The 18,871-nt window shown below is 64.8% G+C and carries 16 protein-coding genes and 1 pseudogene; 9 read left to right on the forward strand and 8 right to left on the reverse strand.

Annotated elements, in window-relative coordinates; translation table 11 throughout:
• The 3 genes and pseudogenes from RBB42_RS21175 to hsdR all read left to right on the forward strand — a co-directional run.
• A partial coding sequence (locus RBB42_RS21175; RefSeq protein ID WP_306043568.1) for a restriction endonuclease subunit S occupies positions 1 to 1,047 on the forward strand: 1,047 nt, incomplete at its 5' end.
• A gap of 82 nt (positions 1,048 to 1,129) precedes the next feature.
• Positions 1,130 to 1,453: a hypothetical protein gene (locus RBB42_RS21180; RefSeq protein ID WP_305970078.1), complete on the forward strand. Its 324-nt coding sequence runs from the start codon at positions 1,130 to 1,132 to the stop codon at positions 1,451 to 1,453.
• Positions 1,454 to 1,466: 13 nt separating this feature from the next.
• Positions 1,467 to 3,788, forward strand: a pseudogene (hsdR, locus tag RBB42_RS28155) (EcoAI/FtnUII family type I restriction enzme subunit R).
• Between the two features lie 132 nt (positions 3,789 to 3,920).
• Here the strand turns inward: hsdR and nadC are convergent.
• From nadC to RBB42_RS21215, 5 genes are all read right to left on the reverse strand, one after another.
• A complete protein-coding gene (gene nadC / locus RBB42_RS21195) occupies positions 3,921 to 4,784 on the reverse strand; it encodes a carboxylating nicotinate-nucleotide diphosphorylase (RefSeq protein ID WP_305970081.1) in 864 nt (287 codons plus the stop codon).
• A 1-nt stretch (position 4,785) separates the two neighbouring features.
• Positions 4,786 to 6,321, reverse strand: coding sequence for an L-aspartate oxidase (locus RBB42_RS21200; protein WP_305970082.1), 1,536 nt, complete (start codon positions 6,319 to 6,321; stop codon positions 4,786 to 4,788).
• Entirely contained in the window at positions 6,318 to 7,289 is a 972-nt protein-coding gene (gene nadA / locus RBB42_RS21205; RefSeq protein WP_305970083.1) for a quinolinate synthase NadA, read from the reverse strand. The genes RBB42_RS21200 and nadA overlap by 4 nt, the downstream gene beginning before the upstream one ends.
• A 65-nt stretch (positions 7,290 to 7,354) precedes the next feature.
• Complete coding sequence (locus tag RBB42_RS21210; protein WP_305970084.1) at positions 7,355 to 8,266, reverse strand: NUDIX hydrolase; 912 nt, start codon at positions 8,264 to 8,266, stop codon at positions 7,355 to 7,357.
• Between the two features lie 95 nt (positions 8,267 to 8,361).
• Positions 8,362 to 9,006, reverse strand: a complete 645-nt coding sequence (locus RBB42_RS21215; RefSeq protein ID WP_305970085.1) for a GntR family transcriptional regulator — start codon at positions 9,004 to 9,006, stop codon at positions 8,362 to 8,364.
• A 63-nt stretch (positions 9,007 to 9,069) separates the two neighbouring features.
• Here RBB42_RS21215 and RBB42_RS21220 point away from each other — a divergent pair, with 63 nt between their 5' ends.
• The 3 genes from RBB42_RS21220 to RBB42_RS21230 all read left to right on the forward strand — a co-directional run bounded on the left by RBB42_RS21220 (position 9,070) and on the right by RBB42_RS21230 (position 13,274).
• Entirely contained in the window at positions 9,070 to 10,128 is a 1,059-nt protein-coding gene (locus tag RBB42_RS21220; protein ID WP_305970086.1) for an AbrB family transcriptional regulator, read from the forward strand.
• Positions 10,125 to 11,933 (forward strand): gamma-glutamyltransferase family protein, encoded by a 1,809-nt coding sequence (locus tag RBB42_RS21225; RefSeq protein ID WP_305970087.1) that lies wholly within the window; start codon positions 10,125 to 10,127, stop codon positions 11,931 to 11,933. The genes RBB42_RS21220 and RBB42_RS21225 overlap by 4 nt, the downstream gene beginning before the upstream one ends.
• Before the next feature lie 132 nt (positions 11,934 to 12,065).
• Positions 12,066 to 13,274 carry a peptidoglycan-binding domain-containing protein gene (locus RBB42_RS21230; protein WP_305970088.1) on the forward strand — a complete coding sequence of 403 codons (1,209 nt, stop codon included), beginning with the start codon at positions 12,066 to 12,068 and terminating at the stop codon, positions 13,272 to 13,274.
• Between the two features lie 4 nt (positions 13,275 to 13,278).
• Here the strand turns inward: RBB42_RS21230 and RBB42_RS21235 are convergent, their stop codons facing one another.
• Together RBB42_RS21235 and RBB42_RS21240 are read right to left on the reverse strand one after the other, a co-directional pair.
• Positions 13,279 to 13,851, reverse strand: coding sequence for a hypothetical protein (locus RBB42_RS21235; RefSeq protein ID WP_305970089.1), 573 nt, complete (start codon positions 13,849 to 13,851; stop codon positions 13,279 to 13,281).
• A gap of 114 nt (positions 13,852 to 13,965) precedes the next feature.
• Positions 13,966 to 14,574 carry a glutathione S-transferase family protein gene (locus tag RBB42_RS21240; protein ID WP_305970090.1) on the reverse strand — a complete coding sequence of 203 codons (609 nt, stop codon included), beginning with the start codon at positions 14,572 to 14,574 and terminating at the stop codon, positions 13,966 to 13,968.
• A gap of 125 nt (positions 14,575 to 14,699) precedes the next feature.
• Between RBB42_RS21240 and RBB42_RS21245 the strand changes: the two genes are divergently transcribed.
• The gene (locus tag RBB42_RS21245; protein ID WP_305970091.1) at positions 14,700 to 15,398 is read left to right on the forward strand and encodes a glutathione S-transferase N-terminal domain-containing protein; all 699 of its coding nucleotides are present in this window, start codon (positions 14,700 to 14,702) and stop codon (positions 15,396 to 15,398) included.
• On the opposite strand, the gene RBB42_RS21250 is transcribed toward RBB42_RS21245, so the two are convergent.
• A complete protein-coding gene (locus RBB42_RS21250) occupies positions 15,395 to 15,931 on the reverse strand; it encodes a peroxiredoxin (protein ID WP_306043826.1) in 537 nt (178 codons plus the stop codon). The two genes, RBB42_RS21245 and RBB42_RS21250, sit on opposite strands and share 4 nt — an antisense overlap.
• Before the next feature lie 89 nt (positions 15,932 to 16,020).
• On the opposite strand from RBB42_RS21250, the gene citF reads away from it, so the two are divergent.
• Together citF and RBB42_RS21260 are read left to right on the forward strand one after the other, a co-directional pair.
• Complete coding sequence (gene citF / locus RBB42_RS21255) at positions 16,021 to 17,511, forward strand: citrate lyase subunit alpha (protein ID WP_305970093.1); 1,491 nt, start codon at positions 16,021 to 16,023, stop codon at positions 17,509 to 17,511.
• Between the two features lie 140 nt (positions 17,512 to 17,651).
• The gene (locus tag RBB42_RS21260) at positions 17,652 to 18,869 is read left to right on the forward strand and encodes an efflux RND transporter periplasmic adaptor subunit (RefSeq protein WP_305970094.1); all 1,218 of its coding nucleotides are present in this window, start codon (positions 17,652 to 17,654) and stop codon (positions 18,867 to 18,869) included.
• Positions 18,870 to 18,871 lie beyond the last annotated feature (2 nt).

Consider the following 18,871-nt stretch of genomic DNA (forward strand, 5'->3'; position numbering starts at 1 on the left):
ATCCACATCAGTGTAAGGGGGTCATTTTTGGACGCCGATCACCCCTCTACGGGGTCAAAATTGCACGCCGGTTCACAGACTCTGGAACCTCAGGGCGATAAAAGTACGACCTTTCAGTTCAACGACAAGCACGTTTTGTACGGAAGGCTGCGGCCCTACCTCAACAAGGTAATGCTTCCCGATTTTGAGGGACATTGTTCGTCCGAAATATTTCCTTTGCTTCCGAGCCAATCGCTCGACAGGGGCTTTCTGTTTTACTGGCTGACCAGTGACCGCACAGTCGAAAAAATCAACGAGACCTCCACGGGCGCGCGGATGCCGCGCGCCAATGTCAAAGAGATGCTCGCGTTCGAAATCCCCCTCCCGCCGTTGGAGGAGCAACGGCAGATTGTGGCGGTGCTGGACGAGGCCTTTGCCTCTCTGTCCCGCGCCCGCGCCCACACCGAAGCCAACCTCCAAAACGCGCAGGAGTTGTTTGAGAGCCACCTTTTCGAATTGTTTGAGCACCCTGATCCCGCGTGGGACATGGCACCGCTCGCCAAATATTGTTCGCGCATTACGGTTGGGCATGTCGGGCCGATGGCCAAGCGTTATGTCGATAGCGGAATGCCGTTCTTGCGCTCGCAAAACATCCGTCCTTTTCGTGTGGACCTTACTGACGTGAAGTACATTGATGAGGACTTTGCCTCTGAGTTGACGAAATCTGAACTGCGTCCGGGCGATGTTGCCATCGTGCGCACAGGTTATCCCGGTACATGCGCCGTTATCCCTGAGGATTTGGAGGTCGCAAATTGTGCTGATCTGGTGATCGCGACGCCAGGACCCAAGTTGCTCCCCGATTTCATGGCTTTGTTGCTGAACTCGGACTTTGGAAAAAAGCTTGTGGCGGGTGCCGCTGTCGGTTCCGCTCAAAAGCACTTTAACGTTGGTTCGGCAAAAAAGGCGATATTCCCGATACCGCCTGTTGAAGTTCAAGGTGTCCTCATCGACGAGGCCCAAAACTTTTCGGATGCTTCAGAAAGCTTAGCCACAAACTACCAATCCTAACTCCGCGACCTCGACGACCTCCGCCAATCCCTTTTGCAGAAAGCCTTTTCCGGCGAATTGACATGAAGAAAGAAGATTTCTGGTGACACGAAAGAAAATTACCAAAAAGCGAGCCGCGCTGTTGGCGGATCTAGAGCAGATCGTTGGAAGCAGTTGTTACAATGGGAACATTCAGAACTGGGGACCAAATGGGGTACAGTATCGGGACGGACGGAGTTTCCGATACCCGTTGGCAATGCTCAACGAAGACGGAGAACAGATCAAACTTCGTTCCACTGCCACCAATGTGACACCCGAAGTCCTCTGGTCAGGTCACTACAAATTCGGAGCCAACCGGCTCCACATCATTCAAGCTCTCGATGAGGTGCTGGCCCACCTTGAGGAAGCCTATGGTCTAAAAATCTAGTTATCCGCATCCCATGCCATTCAACGACGAAACCGAAGCCGAAACCCGGACCACCCGTATCCTGCCAATTCTGCAAGCGGCGGGATGGGGAACCGTTCCCGGCTCTCGCCTGCGAGAGGAAATGATTTGTCCCGGGCGCATCCAGTCCGGGGGCACGCGGGGCAAGGGCCTCTCTGCCGATTACGTCCTGACCTACAAGGGTCAGAAGTTCGGCGTGATCGAGGCCAAGCGCGCGGGCAAGTCCCACCGCGACGGGGTTGGTCAGGCCAAGGATTACGCCACCCGGCTGGGCTGTCGCTTTGCCTGGGCCACCAAAGGGATCGGCTGGTATCACATCGACATGAAGGGTCAGGAGGGCGACACCGCCCCGCCGTTCCCCACGCCCGGCCAGCTTTGGGATATGACCTTCGGCGAGGCGAGCCTCTGGCGCGACCGTTTCGGCGCGGTGCCCTTCGAGGATGGCGGCGGCAAGTGGGAGTTGCGCTACTACCAGCACAACGCTATCAACGCGGCGCTGGAGGCCATCGCCAAGGGCGACCGCCGCATCCTGCTGACGCTGGCCACTGGCACGGGCAAGACCGCCATCGCCTTTCAGACCGCCTGGAAGCTATTCCATGCCAAGTGGAACCTGTCCGGCGAACCCACGCGCCGCCCACGCATCCTGCTCCTTGCAGACCGCAACATCCTCGCCGATCAGGCCTTCAACTCGTTTTCCGCCTTCCCCAGCGATGCGGTGACGCGGATCGACCCGGCGACGATCCGCAAGAACAAGGGCGCGGTGCCGAAGAACGCGAGCCTGTTCGTCACCATATTCCAGACCTTCATGACCGGCGAAGGTGAACCGGTCTACAGGCAATACGACCCGGGGTTTTTCGACTTCATCGTGATCGACGAATGCCACCGGGGCGGGGCCAAGGACGAAAGCGAATGGCGGCAGGTGCTGGAGTATTTCGAACCGGCCTATCAGCTTGGCCTGACCGCCACGCCCAAACGCAAGCACAACGCGGATACCTACGCCTATTTCGGCGAGCCGGTTTATACCTACGCCCTGCGCGACGGGATCGAGGATGGATTCCTGACGCCCTTCAAGGTGCGCCAGATGGCCAGCACGATAGATGAATACGTCTGGGATGGCTCCGACGAGTTGATCGAAGGCGAGATCGAAGAAGGTGAAGAATTTTCTGAAAGCGACTTCAACACGCGGGTGATCATCAAAGAACGTGAGTTGAGCCGGGTTCAGGAGTTCATGAGCCAGATCGACCAGCGGGAAAAGACGCTGGTGTTTTGCGCAACGCAGGACCACGCGGCGTTAGTGCGGGATCTGATCAACCAGGTGAAGGTGAGCAACCACCCGGACTATTGTCACCGGGTCACGGCGGAGGATGATGCAGTCGGCGAGGCGTAGTTGCGGACGTTTCAAGACAACGAAAAGACCATCCCCACGATCCTGACGACGTCTCAGAAACTCTCAACGGGCGTGGATGCCCGGAACATTCGCAACATCGTTCTGATGCGGCCCGTGAAGTCGATGATCGAGTTCAAGCAGATCATCGGGCGCGGAACGCGGACCTATGAAGGGAAGGATTTCTTCACCATCTGGGACTTCGTGAAAGCACATCTGAACTTTCAAGATCCTGAGTGGGATGGTGAGCCTGACGATCCAGAACCCCCAAACCCGCGCCCGCCGTCCGGGCCAAGCGACCCCGCAGACCCTTCACCGAAGCCCGACGACACGTCCGAAGACGACGAGAAACCCGCGAAGATCAGGATCAGCCTTTCAGACGGGTCAGTGCGCGACATACGGTATCTGTCGACCACGACGTATTGGAGCGCAGACGGACGGCCTATGACGGCGCAGCAGTTCCTTGAACAGCTCTTCGGAGATCTTTCCGGGCTGATCAAGGACGAGGACGAGTTGCGCCAGAAGTGGAGCAACCCCAAGACGCGTGTTGCCTTGGTCCAGCAGCTTTCGGAACGAGGTTATGACGCCGAGAAGCTGAAAGAGATCAGGCGCATGGTCAGCGACGAGAACAGCGAACTCTTCGATGTATTGGCTTACATCCTGTATCAAGCGGAACAGAAAACGCGCGAAGAGCGTGTAGAAGCTGCAAAGCCGGATGTCGAAGGCCAAGAGAACGGTGATCTGCGAGAGTTGCTGGCAAGTGTTCTTTCGGCCTACGAAGAGCGGGGGTTCGAAGAACTCCGGATGGACAAACTCGGCGAATATCTGACGGCGCGGTTCGGCGGTGTTTCTGAAGCCAAGAGCAAGATCGGTGATTTGGGTATCATCCGAGCGGCATTCCTGAAGGTCCAAGAGGCGTCATACCGCCACTGACGGGGGGATATGGGGGTATTTTTGGGGGTAGGCGGATTTTTTCCTCAATTATTTCCGTTTAATATCAGATTTTAATGCCCCAAATTTCCGTCCCTTCACGACCTTCCCCGGGACCTAGGTGCGGAACTGGTCCTAGCCCTCTGCGACAGAGACGAAGTCGAGCCCGATGTCCAGTGTCGGCGCGCTGTGCGTGATCCAGCCGAGCGAGATCAGGTCGACGCCGCTGGCTGCGACCGCGGCGGCGGTGTCGGGCGTGATGCCCCCCGAGGCTTCGGTGATTGCACGGCCCGCGACCATGTTCACCGCCTTGTGCAGCGTGTCAGGGTCCATGTTATCCAGCAGAACAGCGTCGGCGCCGATCTCCAGCACCTCGCTCAGCTGGTCCAGCGTGTCGACTTCGATCTCGACCTTGACCATGTGGCCGGTCGCGGCGCGCGCGGCTTCCAGCGCCGGGCGGATGCCGCCCGCGATGGCGATGTGGTTGTCCTTGATCAGCACCGCATCGGCCAGCGAATAGCGGTGGTTCATGCCGCCGCCCGCACGGACGGCATATTTTTCCAGCGCGCGCAGGCCCGGCGTGGTCTTGCGGGTGCAGACGATATGCGCGCGCGTCCCCGAGACGGCCTGCACTAGACCGGCGGTGACACTTGCGATCCCCGACAAATGCCCCAGGAAGTTGAGCGCCGTGCGTTCGGCGGTCAGAAGACTGCGGGACGGCCCCTCGAATGTCGCGATGCGGGTACCGGGGGTGACGGGTGCGCCGTCCTGAAGGTGGCGGGTGACCTTGATTGCCGGGTCGACCAGCGCACAGGCCAGTTCGGCGCAGTCCAACCCGGCGATCACGCCGGGTTTGCGGGCGACGGCGGTTACGATGGAACGATGTTCGGCCGGGATCACAACAGCCGAGGTGATGTCACCGGCAAGGCCAAGATCCTCTTCCAGCGCGGTACGCAGGGCGGGTTCGATCACCGGGCGGGGCAGGGGGACAAGTGTCATGTCAGGCACTCCGGGGCAGGGATAGGGCCGCCTGCTGTTCCGCGACGGCCATGATGTCATCAAGCGTCATCCGGCGCGACGTGCTGCCGGGCAGGGGCGTGGGAAAATCGGTGCGCGCATGGGCACCGCGCGATTCCTGGCGCAACAGTGCAAAGACCGCGATGGCCAGGCCGACGATGGCCGGGTCGGCGGTCGGCTGGGGTCCGCGTGCAAGCGGCAAGAGATCGGTCAGTGCATCCCGCAATCCGTTTTCGTCGCGGAGCAGGCCCAGCCTGTTCGAGACGATCCCGCGGACTGCGGTGGTTTCCGCCACGGTGGGCAGTGACATGGATGGCAAGGGCGCCACGCGCGCGCCTCGGGCGTGGCGGCCCGCAATGTCGCGGGCGGCGCGCCGCGCCATGACGACCGCCTCCAGCAGAGAGTTGCTGGCCAGTCGGTTCGCTCCGTGCAGGCCCGTGGCGGCGCATTCGCCGACAGCCCAGAGGCCCTCGACACTGGTCCGGGCATGGTGATCCGTAAGGATGCCGCCCATGTGGTAATGCGCGGCGGGGCGCACCGGGATGGGCTGTTGCGCAGGGTCGATTCCCGCCGCACGGCAAAGCCGGGCGATCCCGGGGAACCGCTTGGCAAATCCCGTGCCCAGTGCCGGCCGCGCATCCAGGAAAACGCGCCCGCCGCGCGCGATCTGTGCCGCGATGGCACGGGCCACCACGTCGCGCGGCGCAAGCTCAGCCCCCGGCGTGTCGGCCATGAAGCGCTTGCCGCCCTCGTTGATCAGCACCGCACCTTCGCCCCGGACGGCCTCGGAGATCAGGCCCAGCGGCGTGCCCCGTGCATCCAGTGCCGTGGGGTGGAACTGTACAAACTCCATGTCCGACAGTTTCGCGCCGGCGCGGGCGGCCAGCATCACGCCCTGGCCGTAATTGCCCACCGGGTTCGTGCTGGCATCGTAGAGTCCGCCCAACCCGCCGGTTGCCATCACCACTTGCGAGGTCGACAGCAGGCGGCCGTCACTCAGCAGGACGCCACATATACACTGGTCGCGCTGGACCAGTCGCACCACCTCGGTGCCGGTCAGGACGGTGATCGAGGGGCAGCGTTGGACAGCGTCGGCCAGGGTGCTGGTGATCCCAGCGCCGGTGCCGTCGCCGTCGACGTGCAGGATCCGCTTGCGTGAATGCGCCGCCTCCAGTCCGCGGGCGAAATCGCCCTCCGGCGTCCGGTCGAAGCGGACTCCATGCGACTCGAGCATGGCGATCGCCTCGGGCGCGCCGCTCAGGATGGTCTCGGCCACTTGCGGATCACAAAGCCCCGCCCCGGCGGCCAGTGTATCGGCCAGGTGCAGCGCCACGCTGTCATCGGCGCCAAGGCAGGCCGCGATGCCGCCCTGCGCCCATTGGCTGGAGCTTTCCTGCCCCAGACCGGCGCGTGTGATCAGCACCACGGGACGCGGTGCGAGTTCGAGCGCGCAGATCATCCCGGCGATGCCGCCGCCGACGACCGTGACCCGGTCGTCGTCCTGGCCAGGCCGGATCATTTTACGGCAAGCATCCGTTCGACCGCGCGGCGTGCATCCGCGGCGATGGCAGCGTTCACCGTGACCTCGTGATGGTTCTGTTCCAGCGCCTCGCGGATGTTGCCCAGGCTGATCCGCTTCATGTGCGGGCACAGGTTGCAGGGGCGCACGAATTCCACATCCGGGTGATCGACCGCCACGTTGTCGCTCATCGAACATTCGGTCAGCAGAACAACGCGGCCCGGCTTCTTCTCACCGACGTAGCTGGACATGACGGCGGTCGAGCCGGAGAAATCGGCTTCTGCCACCACCTCGGGCGGGCATTCCGGGTGCGCCAGGATGGTCACGCCGGGATAGGCCTCGCGCATGCCGCGCACGTCATCGGCGGTGAACAACTCGTGCACCTCGCAATGGCCGTTCCAGGCGATGATCTCGACATCCGTTTCGCGGGCCACGTTCTTGGCCAGGTATTCGTCCGGGATCATCAGGACCTTGGGCACGCCCAGCGATTCGACCACCTGCTTGGCATTGCCGGAGGTGCAGCAGATGTCCGAGGCGGCCTTTACCGCGGCGGAGGTGTTCACATAGGTGATGACCGGCACGCCGGGATGCGCCTGCCGCAGCAGGGCGATGTCCTCTGGCGTGATCGAATCCGCCAGCGAACAGCCGGCGCCCATGTCCGGGATCAGCACGGTCTTTTCCGGGTTCAAGAGCTTGGCCGTCTCGGCCATGAAATGCACGCCCGCGAGGACGATCACGTCGGCCTCGACCTCGATCGCCTTGCGCGCCAGCGCCAGGCTGTCGCCGACGATATCGGCAACGCCGTGAAAGATTTCCGGCGTCTGGTAGTTATGCGCCAGGATCACCGCGTTCTTTTCCCGCTTCAGGTCCAGAATGGCGGCAATATCGTCCTCGTAGCGGATCCAATCCGGTTCCGGAACGATCTTGCTGACCCGGTCATAAAGTTCGGGAAGGCGAAGGTAGGTCATGGCGGCTCCTTATACTCTGGATGAGTACATCTGGAGCCGCTTGATATTCTCAATCCGAGTTTATGTCAATGCCGTGACACGGGCAGTCTTGGACCGGCCAATGCCTGGGCCTGCAGGACCGTCGGCCGATACCGGTACAGCTTGGCCGGACGGCCCCCGGTACCACTGGACATCTCGCCGGTTTCCTCGACCAGTTCCTGCTGGTCGATCTGGCGGCGAAAGTTCGGCTTGTGCAGGCGCAGGCCTGACAGCGCCTCGACCGTGCGTTGCAGGTGCAGCAGGGTGAAACTGTCCGGCATCAGCTCAAAGACCACCGGGTGATACTTGATTTTGGCCCTGAGCCGCGCGATCCCGGTCGCCAGGATGCGCCGGTGATCCCCGGTCATGGGCCGCCCGAACCCCTCGATCGCGGGGCGCGAGGGGCTTTCGGCCAGTCCGGCCTCGTACATCAGTTCATAGCGTTGCAGCGCCAAGTCCTCGTTCCAGGGCAAGCCATTCTGCCCGAACAGGAAATCGACACGCTCGCGGCGCAGGGCATCCGACCCCACCCAGTTGTCCAGGCGGTCCGCGATGTTGTTCAGAACAGCCGGTCGGCGGTCCCGGTGATCTTCCCAGGGGAAATATTCGTACCAGCCGTGCCACTGGGGCTGGCCGGTGCCGGGCGTGACCTGTTCCCGAACAAGGCCTAGGTATCCAATCGAGATCCGCCGCGCCGCGCCGGCCTCGGAAGGGGCCTCCCGGTCGCGATCGGCAAAGGTATAGAGCTGTTCGAGGTAGCCGACCGGGTGGCCCGTCTGGCTTTCGATCCAGTCGCGCAGCCCGCTTTGCAGGCTGCGGTGCTGGGACTCGAAGGGGCCAGAGGGCAGTGCCTCGCCCGCGCGCAGGGTCATCACGCGCGGTTCGTTGTCCGTCACCGCCACGAGGACGGCGATCAGGTCGGCATTTGCCAGCCCCGCGCGCAGTTGGACGCCTGTCATGCTCTTGTCTTCCTGCCAGAATGAATGCCCAAGTACCTGTCAGAAGTCCCGTCGCGAGACAAGCCGCGGGGCCGCCAATCCGGGCGTGGCGCCGTTCAACCCCGGCGCAGCTGGCGCAGCCGGGCGCGGTGCGCGGCGGCGATATGGGCCCGCATCGCCTGTTCCGCGGCATCCTGGTCCCGGGCCTGCAGACCTTCGAGGATTGCCGCGTGTTCACGCAGGGCGTCCTCGGCGCGTTCCTCTTCGCGCAGAGTCGTGGGGCCTAGGATCAGCAGCGTGGTGTGGATCGAGGCGACCGCTTTCTTCAGGAAACGGTTGCGTGCGGCGTCCAGAAGGGCGGCGTGGAATTGCCGGTTGAGCACATAGGGATCGCCCTCTCCGGCGGCCATCGCGGCGTGAATGTCGGCCAGCTCCGCCAGTTCCACCTCTGACGCGGCGCGGGCTGCAAAGCGCGCCGCGGTGCCTTCCAGCACCGTGCGCATGTCGTAAAGCTCCGAGATTTCCGCGTGATCCAGGCTGCGGATCGCGGCGCCGACGCGGGGCACATGGGTCACGACACCGTCGCTTTCCAATTGGCGGATCGCTTCGCGCACGGGGGTCCGGGAAAAGCCGAGCCGCTTGGCAAGCTCGACCTCCATCAGCCGGTCGCCTGGCATCAGGTGGCCGGCGCGCACCTCGTCGAGAATCCGGCGATAGGCCTCTTGTCCCTGGGACAGCTCAAGCGGTTTCTCGTCGGTCATGCGGCGCTCCTTGCGGATATTGAGTACATCTGTATACACAAGGATGCAAGACAGGAGTGCATCATGCCCGACCGTCCCCGTACCGCCACCCTCCGCCGGATCGAGACCGCGCTGACCGCCGCAGCCGGTGTCGCGCTGTTCACGCTGCTGGGTTTGCCGCTCCCGTTTCTCTTTGGCCCGCTGGCGGCCTGCCTGTTTGCGGCACTGGCGCAGCGGCCATTGAAGGGGTTCGGGCAGGTCTCGACAGGATTTCGCACGATCCTTGGCGTTGCGGTCGGCGCCTCGTTGACGCCGGACGTGGTGGCAGCATTGCCCAGCATGGCGGCTTCGCTGGCATTCATCCCGCTCTACATCCTTGTCATCGGACTGATCGGCGTTCCCTATTTCCACCGGGTCCACGGGTTCGACCGTGTCACCGCATGGTACGCGGCCATGCCCGGGGGCCTGCAGGACATGATCATCTTTGGCACCGAGGCCGGCGGCGATCCCCGGGCGCTGTCTCTGATCCATGCCACGCGGGTGATGATCATCGTCACCGTGGCGCCGATGATCCTGACCTTCGGCTTTGGTTCTGCGCTGACCAATGACATCGGTGCGCCCGCCGCCGAGATCCCGCTGCACGAACTGGCCCTGATGGCCGGTGCCGCGCTGATCGGCTGGAAGGGGGGCGAGCGGATCGGTCTGTTCGGGGCCTCGATCCTGGGGCCGATGATCGTCACCGCCGTGCTCAGCCTCACGGGGTTTATCCATGCGCGCCCTCCGGCAGAGGCGATCCTGGCGGCGCAGTTCTTTATCGGGGTGGGGATCGGCGTGGGCTACGTCGGGATCACACTTGGCGAATTGCGGCGTGTGGTCCTGGCGGGCGTGCTGTTCGTGCTGATCCTTGCCGTGTTGGCGGCGATCTTTTCGGAAGTGGTTGTCTTGCTGGGGCTTGCGCCGCCGGTCGAGGGATTCCTCGCCTTCGCACCGGGCGGTCAGGCAGAGATGACGGTGCTGGCCATCGTGGCGGGGGCTGACCTCGGCTTTGTCATCGTGCATCATCTGACCCGCGTCTTCCTCGTGATCACAGGGGCGCCGCTGGCCGCCCGGTTCCTCATGAAACCCCGAAAGGATCGCCCATGAGTTTCACAACCCGCCCCGAATTGCAGGGCACCTTCGGTGTCTGCGCGTCGACCCACTGGATCGCCACGGCGGTCGGGATGCGCATGCTGGAGGCGGGTGGAAACGCCTTTGACGCCGGGGTGGCGATGGGCTTTGCCCTCAACGTGGTCGAGCCGCACCTGAACGGTCCCCTGGGCGACATGCCCGCGCTGGTCTGGCCTGCGGGCGACGAGGCGCCGCAGGTGATCTGCGGGCAGGGCACGGCACCGGCCGGGGCGACGCTGGACCATTACCGCGATCAGGGGCTGGATCTGATCCCCGGTTCGGGCCTGTTGGCGACGGTGATCCCGGGCGCTTTCGACGCCTGGATGGTCATGCTGCGCGACCACGGCACGATGACCCTGCGCGAGGTGCTGGAACCGGCGATCCACTACGCCGAAGAGGGGCACCCGGTGCTGGCCGGCGTGTCGGCCATGATTGCCCAGACCGCCGATCTGTTCCGAAACCACTGGCCAACCTCTGCCGCGACATGGCTGCCGGACGGAGAAGCGCCCGCGCCGGGCGGCCTGTTCCGCAACCCGGAGCTTGCCGCGTTCTGGCGGCGCCTGCTGGACGAAGCCGAGACCGCAGAGGGCCGCGAAGCCCAGATCGAGGCGGCGCGCAAAGCGTTTTACGAGGGGTTCGTCGCCGAGGCCATCGACGACTATCTGCGAGAGGCTTGCGTGATCGACGGCACCGGAACCGCCCGCAAGGGGGTGCTGACCGGGCAGGACATGGCGGGCTGGCGCGCCACGACGGAACCGGCCATTTCCGTCGATTATCACGGCTGGCAGGTCTGGAAGGCCGGGCCCTGGTCGCAAGGGCCGTCGCTGTTGCAATCCCTGCGCCTGCTCGACGCGCTGGGATTCGGCAAGGAAGACCCGTATTCCGACGCCGCCGTGCACCGCATCACCGAGGTGCTGAAACTCTCGATGGCCGACCGCGAGGCCTATTACGGCGATCCAGACCACAGCGCAGTTCCGCTGGAAACGCTGCTCTCTGCCGACTATGCGCGCACCCGCGCCGGGCTCATCGGGAGCATGGCCAGCCACGACCAGCGTCCCGGGATGATCGATGGATTGGAGACACAGGCACAGGCCTTCATGGCCCGCGCGGCCCGGATGCGCGCGACCGATGCCGGGCCAGGGGGTGGAGAGCCCACCTTCTCACATCTCGCCCCGGAGACACCCAAACAGCCGGACGAGGGCGATACCGTGCACATCGACGTCATCGACCGCTGGGGCAACATGGTCTCGGCCACGCCTTCGGGCGGCTGGCTGCAGTCGAACCCGGTCGTGCCGGGGCTGGGCGTGCCACTGAACAGCCGGGCGCAGATGTTCTGGCTGGAAGAGGGACTGCCAACCTCGCTGGCGCCGGGGCGCCGTCCGCGCACCACGCTGACGCCCTCAATGGCGATGCGGCCCGACGGCACGCGGTTGGCCTTTGGCACGCCCGGAGGCGACCAGCAGGACCAGTGGCAGCTGGTCTTTCTGCTGCGCCTTGTGCATCAAGGGATGAACCTGCAGGAAGCGATCGACGGTCCGCTGTTCCACAGCCAGCACCCGCAGGCGAGCTTTTATCCGCGCGGCTGCACGCCCGGGGGCCTGATGATCGAACCGGATTTCCCTCGGGCCACGCTGGACGCGCTGCGCGCGCGGGGGCATCTGGCGACAGAGGCCGCGCCATGGTCCATCGGGCGTCTGACCGTGACCAGCCGCAGCCCCGCAGGGCTGCTGAAGGCGGCGGCCACGCCACGGCTGATGCAGGCCTACGCGGCGGGCCGGTGATCCCGCCCGACCTCAGGCCAGCCGCGGCAGGGCGTGCGCTCGGGCGTCGACGGATGAGATCCGCTTCGCTAGGCTCACGTCAGGTCCGGGGTTTCCGGATCGACTCGCGGGATTGGCAAGAGGACAAGGGCAATGAGAACAGCGGGACTGGCACTGGCGGGATTCCTCGTGGCGGCCCCGGCCTGGGCCGAGTTCACCACCGGCGATGCACTGGTGATCGGGAACGCGCGCTATGGCGAGACCGCGACTGCCTTTGGCCCTGACAGGGTGCTGGCGGTGGCCAGGGCCTTGCGCCTGCGCGGTCAGGAGGTCGAACAGTTGGCCAATGGTGGGTCTGACGCGATGCAACAGGCGCTGGATGGTTTCGTTGCCGCGATCGACGAGGGAGAGACGCCGCTGATCGTGGTGCTGTCAGGGCAGTTTGTCCCGGGCGAAAGCGGCCCGGCCTTGCGTCCGGCGGGCCGCGAAGTGACAGGGGCTCCGGGCCTGTCGCTTGCGGCCGTGTTGGAGGTGCTGGCCCAGAGCCCGCGCCGGGCCTTCCTTGTATTGGGTGAGACCGGTGAGGGAACTGGCCTGGACGCGCTGGAGATCCCCGAGGGTGTGACAGTGATCCGTGGCCCGGCCAACAAGGTGGCAGAGTTCGCCGCGCGCGAGATGGCGCAACCGGCCCTGCCGTTGGAAAAATCCGCCGACGGGTATGGGTTGGCGCTGTCCGGATATGTGAGCGATGATCTGGCGGTCCTCACCCATACCGAGGTGCGGCCCCCGTCCGAGGCGGAACAGGCCGCTGCCCGCGACCGTATCGTCCTGCTGGACGAGGCGGCGTGGCAACGCGCCGTCAAGAGCGGGGCGTTCCAGGCCTACCTGGACAGCTATCCGCACGGCATGCACGCCGAGGAGGCGCTGCAAAGGCGCGACGGCGAACCTGCGGTCAGCCCGGCCGAGGCCGAGGTGGCATTAGCGCTGGACACGGGCACCCGCCGCGAGATTCAGCGAAACCTGAACCGGCTGGGGTATCGTACACGCGGGGTCGACGGGGTTTTCGGCCCCGGCACACGCGGTGCGATCACCGCCTGGCAGAAAAAGGTCGGCGCTGCTCCGACCGGCTACCTTGATGCGGCGCAGGTTGCGCGGTTGGCAAAGGATGCGGCGACACGAGGCCCCGTCGTTTCACGACCGCAGCGCCTGAGCGCTGCCGTCTCGGCGCAGGAAACTGCAACCTGGAACATGGCACGGGGTGAACAGGGGCTGCTTGCCTACCTTGGCCGGTATCCGAACGGTGCCTATTCGGCGCGAGCGCGGGTCAAGCTGAGCAACATGCAGCGCGGGTCGGGCCAGTAAGCGGTCAGCGCGTCCTGGACGCCTCGCGCGCACGCCTCGCGGCCAGCATCTCTTTCAGGACTTCCGGGCGCGGGCGCCAGTCATAGCGATCATCCGCACGGGTCTTTTGCCAATGCAGTGCGCCGCCATTGCGCCAGGGGTCCAGCACGACGCCATCATAGATCGTGCCGCCGCGCGGGCTGACAACCGCCGTGTGGTGAATGATCCGGAAAGGCGAGCGCGGAGAAATCGCACGCAGCACCGACAGCGTCCGGAAATTTTCCTGGCTGAGGCGGCGGTGCATGTCCTCGGCCCAGTGGTTGCACAGGCCGCGTTCGCGTTCGCCGTTGTGGACCTTGGCATTGTGGATCAGCGGCGGGTCGGTGATGCCGTAGTCCTGCCTCAGCTGACGGGAATAGGTATAGGCGATCCGCGCGGCGCGGTCGGCCTCACGCGCATCGACATCGGGACCAAGTGAACGGATTTCCGCTGCCAGCGCGTCGATGTCGTCCTGTCCGAACTCGGGACTGACCGTCGTGCACCCGCCGATGGCGAGCATGGCCAGAGCCATCAACATCATTGCAAAACGCTTTGTCATGGTCGCGCACCCAAAGTTCCCAGCAGTCCTGCCCGAGGCCATAGCCCCGGCGCACCGGATGTGCCAGACCCCGGGCGGCTTTTGCGCCCGGGTGATGCGGCGCGGGCGCCGACACTAGAGGGCAAAGGCCTTTTGCGCCGCGGGCCGCGCCAACAGCCGGTCGACGTAGGCCTTGAGGTTGGGCATCCCCGAGAAATCGACGCCGAATTTCTCGCACATGATGCAGGCATGGCCGGTGATCGTGTCGGCGGCGGTGAAATCCCCGGCCAGGTAATCGCGATCCGCCATGTGCGCATCCACGGTCTGCACCATGCGGGTCATCAGCTTCAGCGCGCGCTTGGCGTGTTCCTCGGACCGTCGCTCGGGCTTGAGGAGGATGGTTTCGACGACGTAGTTGTTCATCGGCCCCATGATCATGCCTTCGCCGTAGTGCAGCCATTGCAGGTACTGCGGAAAGGCCGGGGATTCGACCGCCGGAACCAGTTTGCCCTGTCCATAGCGCGCGACCAGGTACTCTGCGATGGCGGGCGATTCAAAGATCCGCACGTCGCCGTCCTGCAGCACGGGGATGCGGCCATTGGGGCTGATTTCCAGGAACTCGGGCGCGCGCATGGCCGGATCGCCCAGCTTCTCGAACCGGTGCAGTTCGAAATCGAGGCCCAGTTCGTACATCAGCCAGGCGGTGCGCACGGCGCGGGTGTCGGGGGCGAAATAGAGTTTCATCAGGGTCTCCGGTTGGCGGGGCGCGTGCGTCCCCATTGGCGATATCCGGGCCGGACGGTCGTCTTGCCGGGTTGCGCGTTATTGGGTAGCGGTTGGAACAGGACAGTCAACCGGCAGGACAGCCCATGATCGACGCCCATTTCTGGCCCACGCCCAACGGGTGGAAAATCTCCATCGCGCTCGAGGAGATGGGGCTCGATTATCGCGTGGTGCCGGTCAATATCCTGCGCGGCGAACAGTTCGACCCGGAGTTCCTGAAGATCAGCCCGAACAACCGGATGCCCGCCATCGTGGACCATGCGCCCAAAGGCGGTGGTGCTCCGATCTCGGTCTTCGAGGGGGCCGCGATCCTGATCTACCTGGCCGAGAAAACCGGTCAGTTCCTGCCCCGCGATCTGCGTGGGCGGACCGAGGTGCTGGAATGGCTGATGTGGCAGGCCGCCGGGGTCGGGCCGATGTTCGGGCAGGCGGGCCATTTCAAGTTCTACACACCCGAGCCGAACCCCTATGGACTGGAACGCTATACGACCGAGGTGCTGCGCCTTTACGGCGTGCTCGACCGGCGGCTGGAGGGGCGCGAGTATATCTGCGGGGCTTGTTCGATCGCCGACTTCGCCACTTGGCCCTGGGTCGTCACCTACCGCAAGCAGGAGATCGACCTGGACCAGTTTCCCAATGTGCGCCGCTGGTACGAGTTGATGAAAACCCGCCCGGGCCTGCGCCGCGGCTATGACGTGGGCAAGGAACTGGGCAAGCCGCAGGGCAACTGGGACGAGGAGGCGCGCAGGCACCTGATGCCGCGCAGCACGCAGGACCGGGGCTAGCGTGTGGGCCCGGAGCGCAGATGTGCCAGCATGGTCTCGGCATTCGAAACCTTGACCGGGACACCGGGCGGGTTGTCTCTCAGCCCCGGTTCGGAAAACAGCGCGGTGATCTCACCGTCCTCGACAAGCATCGCGTAGCGCCAGCTGCGCAGGCCCATGCCTTGCGCCGACCTGTCGACCAGCATTCCCATCTGGCGGGTGAAATTGCCGTTGCCATCGGGCAGCATCATGACCTTTTCGACCCGCTGCGCCCGTGCCCATTGGTGCATGACAAAGGCATCGTTGACCGACAGGCAGATCACGCGGTCGATCCCTTCGGCTCGGATGTCGTCATGCAGCCGCTCGTAGCCGGGCAGGTGGGTTTCGGAACAGGCAGGCGTAAAGGCCCCGGGCACTGCGAACAGAACGACGCGCTGACGGTCGAACAGTTCAGCGCTGGTCACGTCCTTCCATTCGTAGGGGGTGTCGCCGTCCAGGGAGTCGTTGCGCTGGCGGGTGTGAAAGACGATTTCGGGGACGCGCTGCGGTGTCATGTCCGGGCTCCTGTTGCAGGTCGGTGCGGCCTGTCCCAGAGTATCCGCCCGGGGCGAACGGTAAAGCGCCCAAGTTGACGAGAGAGACGATGCCCGACCAGCCGCCCGATCTTCCCGGCTATGGCGCCTTGCGCCGCTACAAGCCCGCCGGTGTCGCGCGCGGCCCTCGCCTGACCAAGCTGCTGCCTGATCTGGACGCGGCGATATCCGCCTGTGAGCTGCGCGACGGGGCCACGGTGTCCTTCCACCACCACCTGCGCAATGGCGATCACGTTCTGAACATGGTGCTGGCGGCGCTGGCCCGGCGGGGATTGAAGGACCTGCATGTGGCGGCCAGTTCGATCTTTCCCGTCCATGCGCCTCTGGTCGATCACATCCGGAACGGCACCGTCTCGGGCATCTCCGCCGCCTTCATCTCGGGCCCTGTGGCTGAGGCGATCTCGACCGGCGTTCTGCCCCAACCGGCGGTCCTGATGACCCACGGTGGCCGGGCGCGGGCGCTGGATGCCGGGGAAATCGTGATCGACGCTGCCTTTGTCGCCGCACCATCGGCGGACGAGATGGGGAATGTCTCGGGCAGCACGGGGCCGACTGCCTGCGGGACACTGGGCTATCCGATGACGGATGTGGCCGTCGCCCGCCGGACCGTGGCGGTCACCGATACGCTGGTGCCCTACCCGGCGCCTGCCATCGACATTCCGCAGGGACAGGTGGATCACGTCGTGCAGGTGCCGCGCATCGGTGATCCGTCTGGCATCGCCTCTGGCACCACGCGCCCGGCAGAAGACGCGGTCAGCCTGGCGATTGCAGATAGCGCCGCGCGGACCATCGCCGCCAGCGGGTTGCTGAGCGACGGGTTTTCCTTCCAGACCGGGGCGGGCGGCGCGTCTCTGGCGACTGCTGCCGCCGTTGGGCGGCAGATGGCAGAAATGGGCGTCACGGGCAGTTTCTGTTCCGGCGGGATCACCGGTTTCCATGTCGAGATGCTGCGCGCGGGGCTTTTCCGCGGGTTGATGGACGTGCAGTGTTTCGACCTGGAGGCCGTGCGATCCTACAGGGACGATCCCCGGCACCAGTCCATGTCGGCGGCCACCTATGCGGCCCCGCATATCGGCGGCGCGGTGGTCGACCGGGTCGATGCGGTGGTGCTGGGCGCGGCCGAGATCGACCTGGAGTTCAACGTCAACGTGACCACGCGGGCGGGTGGAGTTCTGATCGGCGGGTCGGGCGGGCACGCGGACACGGCGGCAGGCGCGCGCTTGTCCATCGTGACCACGCGGCTGACCGCTGCCGGTTTTGCCAAGATTGTGCCGAAGGTGGGCACGCTGACCACGCCGGGCCAGACCATCGACGTTCTGGTGACGGAGGCGGGGCTGGCGGTGAACCCGGCGCGGCCAGAGTTGGCGGAGAGGCTGCACAAGGCTGGCTTGGCCGTGCGCCCGATTCAGGACCTCGCGCGCGAGGCCGCCGCCAAGGCGCGTCAGCCGGTGTCGCCCCGCGCGCAGGGACGTGTTGTCGCCGTCAGCGAATACCGCGATGGCAGCGTGACTGACCTGGTCCGCCAAATTGGCAGGGACTGACACTTTGCCGTGACAAGGCGCTGGTATTCCGTTCCAAAACCGCGACAATCGCCGCGGATGCGCTATGGTTTTCGCGGATCCGGGTCGCCGTTCTCAGGACAGGACGGACCGCGGCGTTCAACAGGGAAAGAGGTTTCAGGATGACAAAAGACATCCAGTTCAAGCGGTCCTGGCGTGCAATTGCCGGCGCCGGTGTGCTGGCGCTGATGCTGCCGGCCGGTGGGTTTGCCCAGGACGCCGCGCCGGTGCAGGTCGACACGATGCGGCTGGAGTCGGGCCAGCCTGTCACCACGGACACCTTTTTTGGCACCGTGCAGGCCAGCGACATGCTGGGCCTGTCCTACGAGGCAGGCGGTTGTGTGATTGAGGTTTCGGACAAGGCCAAGCGCGCACGCGTCGCCACTGCCGGGCAGGTGCTGGTGCGTCTGGATGACAAGCGGTCGCTGCTGGCACTGCGCACGGCCGAGTCGCGGGTTGCCGAACTGGCCGCCACCATCGAGGAGCGTGAACTGGACATCCAGTCCGCCATTGCCGACGACAAGCGCCGCCAGCAGGAACTGGACCTGACCACCGCCGAATATGAGCGCAACAGCACCATGCTGGGCCGGGGCCTGATCAACGAGACAACGATGGAAGGCGTCGAGCGCCGCTTCATGGAGGCGCAGTTTGCCGCCGACCGCGCGCAAGAGGCCATCGCCACCGCCCGCGCCGCCAAGCGCCGCGCCGAAATCGCGCATGAGATCGGGCAGCTGGACCTGCAGACCGCGCAGCTCAACCACGAACAGCTGGTGCTGACCGCGCCCATCGACGGCGTGCTCGTGGGGTTTGAAACCAACGTGGGCGACTGCGTCTCGGCCGGGGAGCGCGCCGCGCAGATCTATGCGCCCAGCGAGAAATCGGTGGATGTCTTCATCCTGATCAGCCGCCTGTCCGAAAGTGGCCCGACCGGGATTTCCGACGGCTCGGGCGTGCGCATCACCCGCGTGAACGGCCAGGTCTGCGCCGGGACGATCACCCGTTTCGACACCGAGGCGGACCTGGAAAATCAATTCGTGAAGGCCACCATCGAGGTCGACGAGACCTGCGCCCCCGACCTGTTCCTGAACGAGGCGGTGGAGGTCGAAGCGATGCTGGATGCCGGTGACGAAACCTTTGAGATCCCCACCAACGCGCTGACCAGTGGCGACACGGTCTTTCTGGTAGACGAAGAGGGCGCCACGCTGCAGGAGGTCGCGGTCGAGATCCTCAAGACCGGCCCGCGTGAGACCATCGCGCGTATTCCCGGCGCTGCGGGGCGGCTGATCGTCAGCGATGCCCTTGCCGGTCTGGGCGAAGGTCAGGCGGTGGCGCTGCGCTGATC

This window comes from Mameliella sp. MMSF_3455, assembly GCF_030733205.1.
Lineage (GTDB): Bacteria > Pseudomonadota > Alphaproteobacteria > Rhodobacterales > Rhodobacteraceae > Antarctobacter.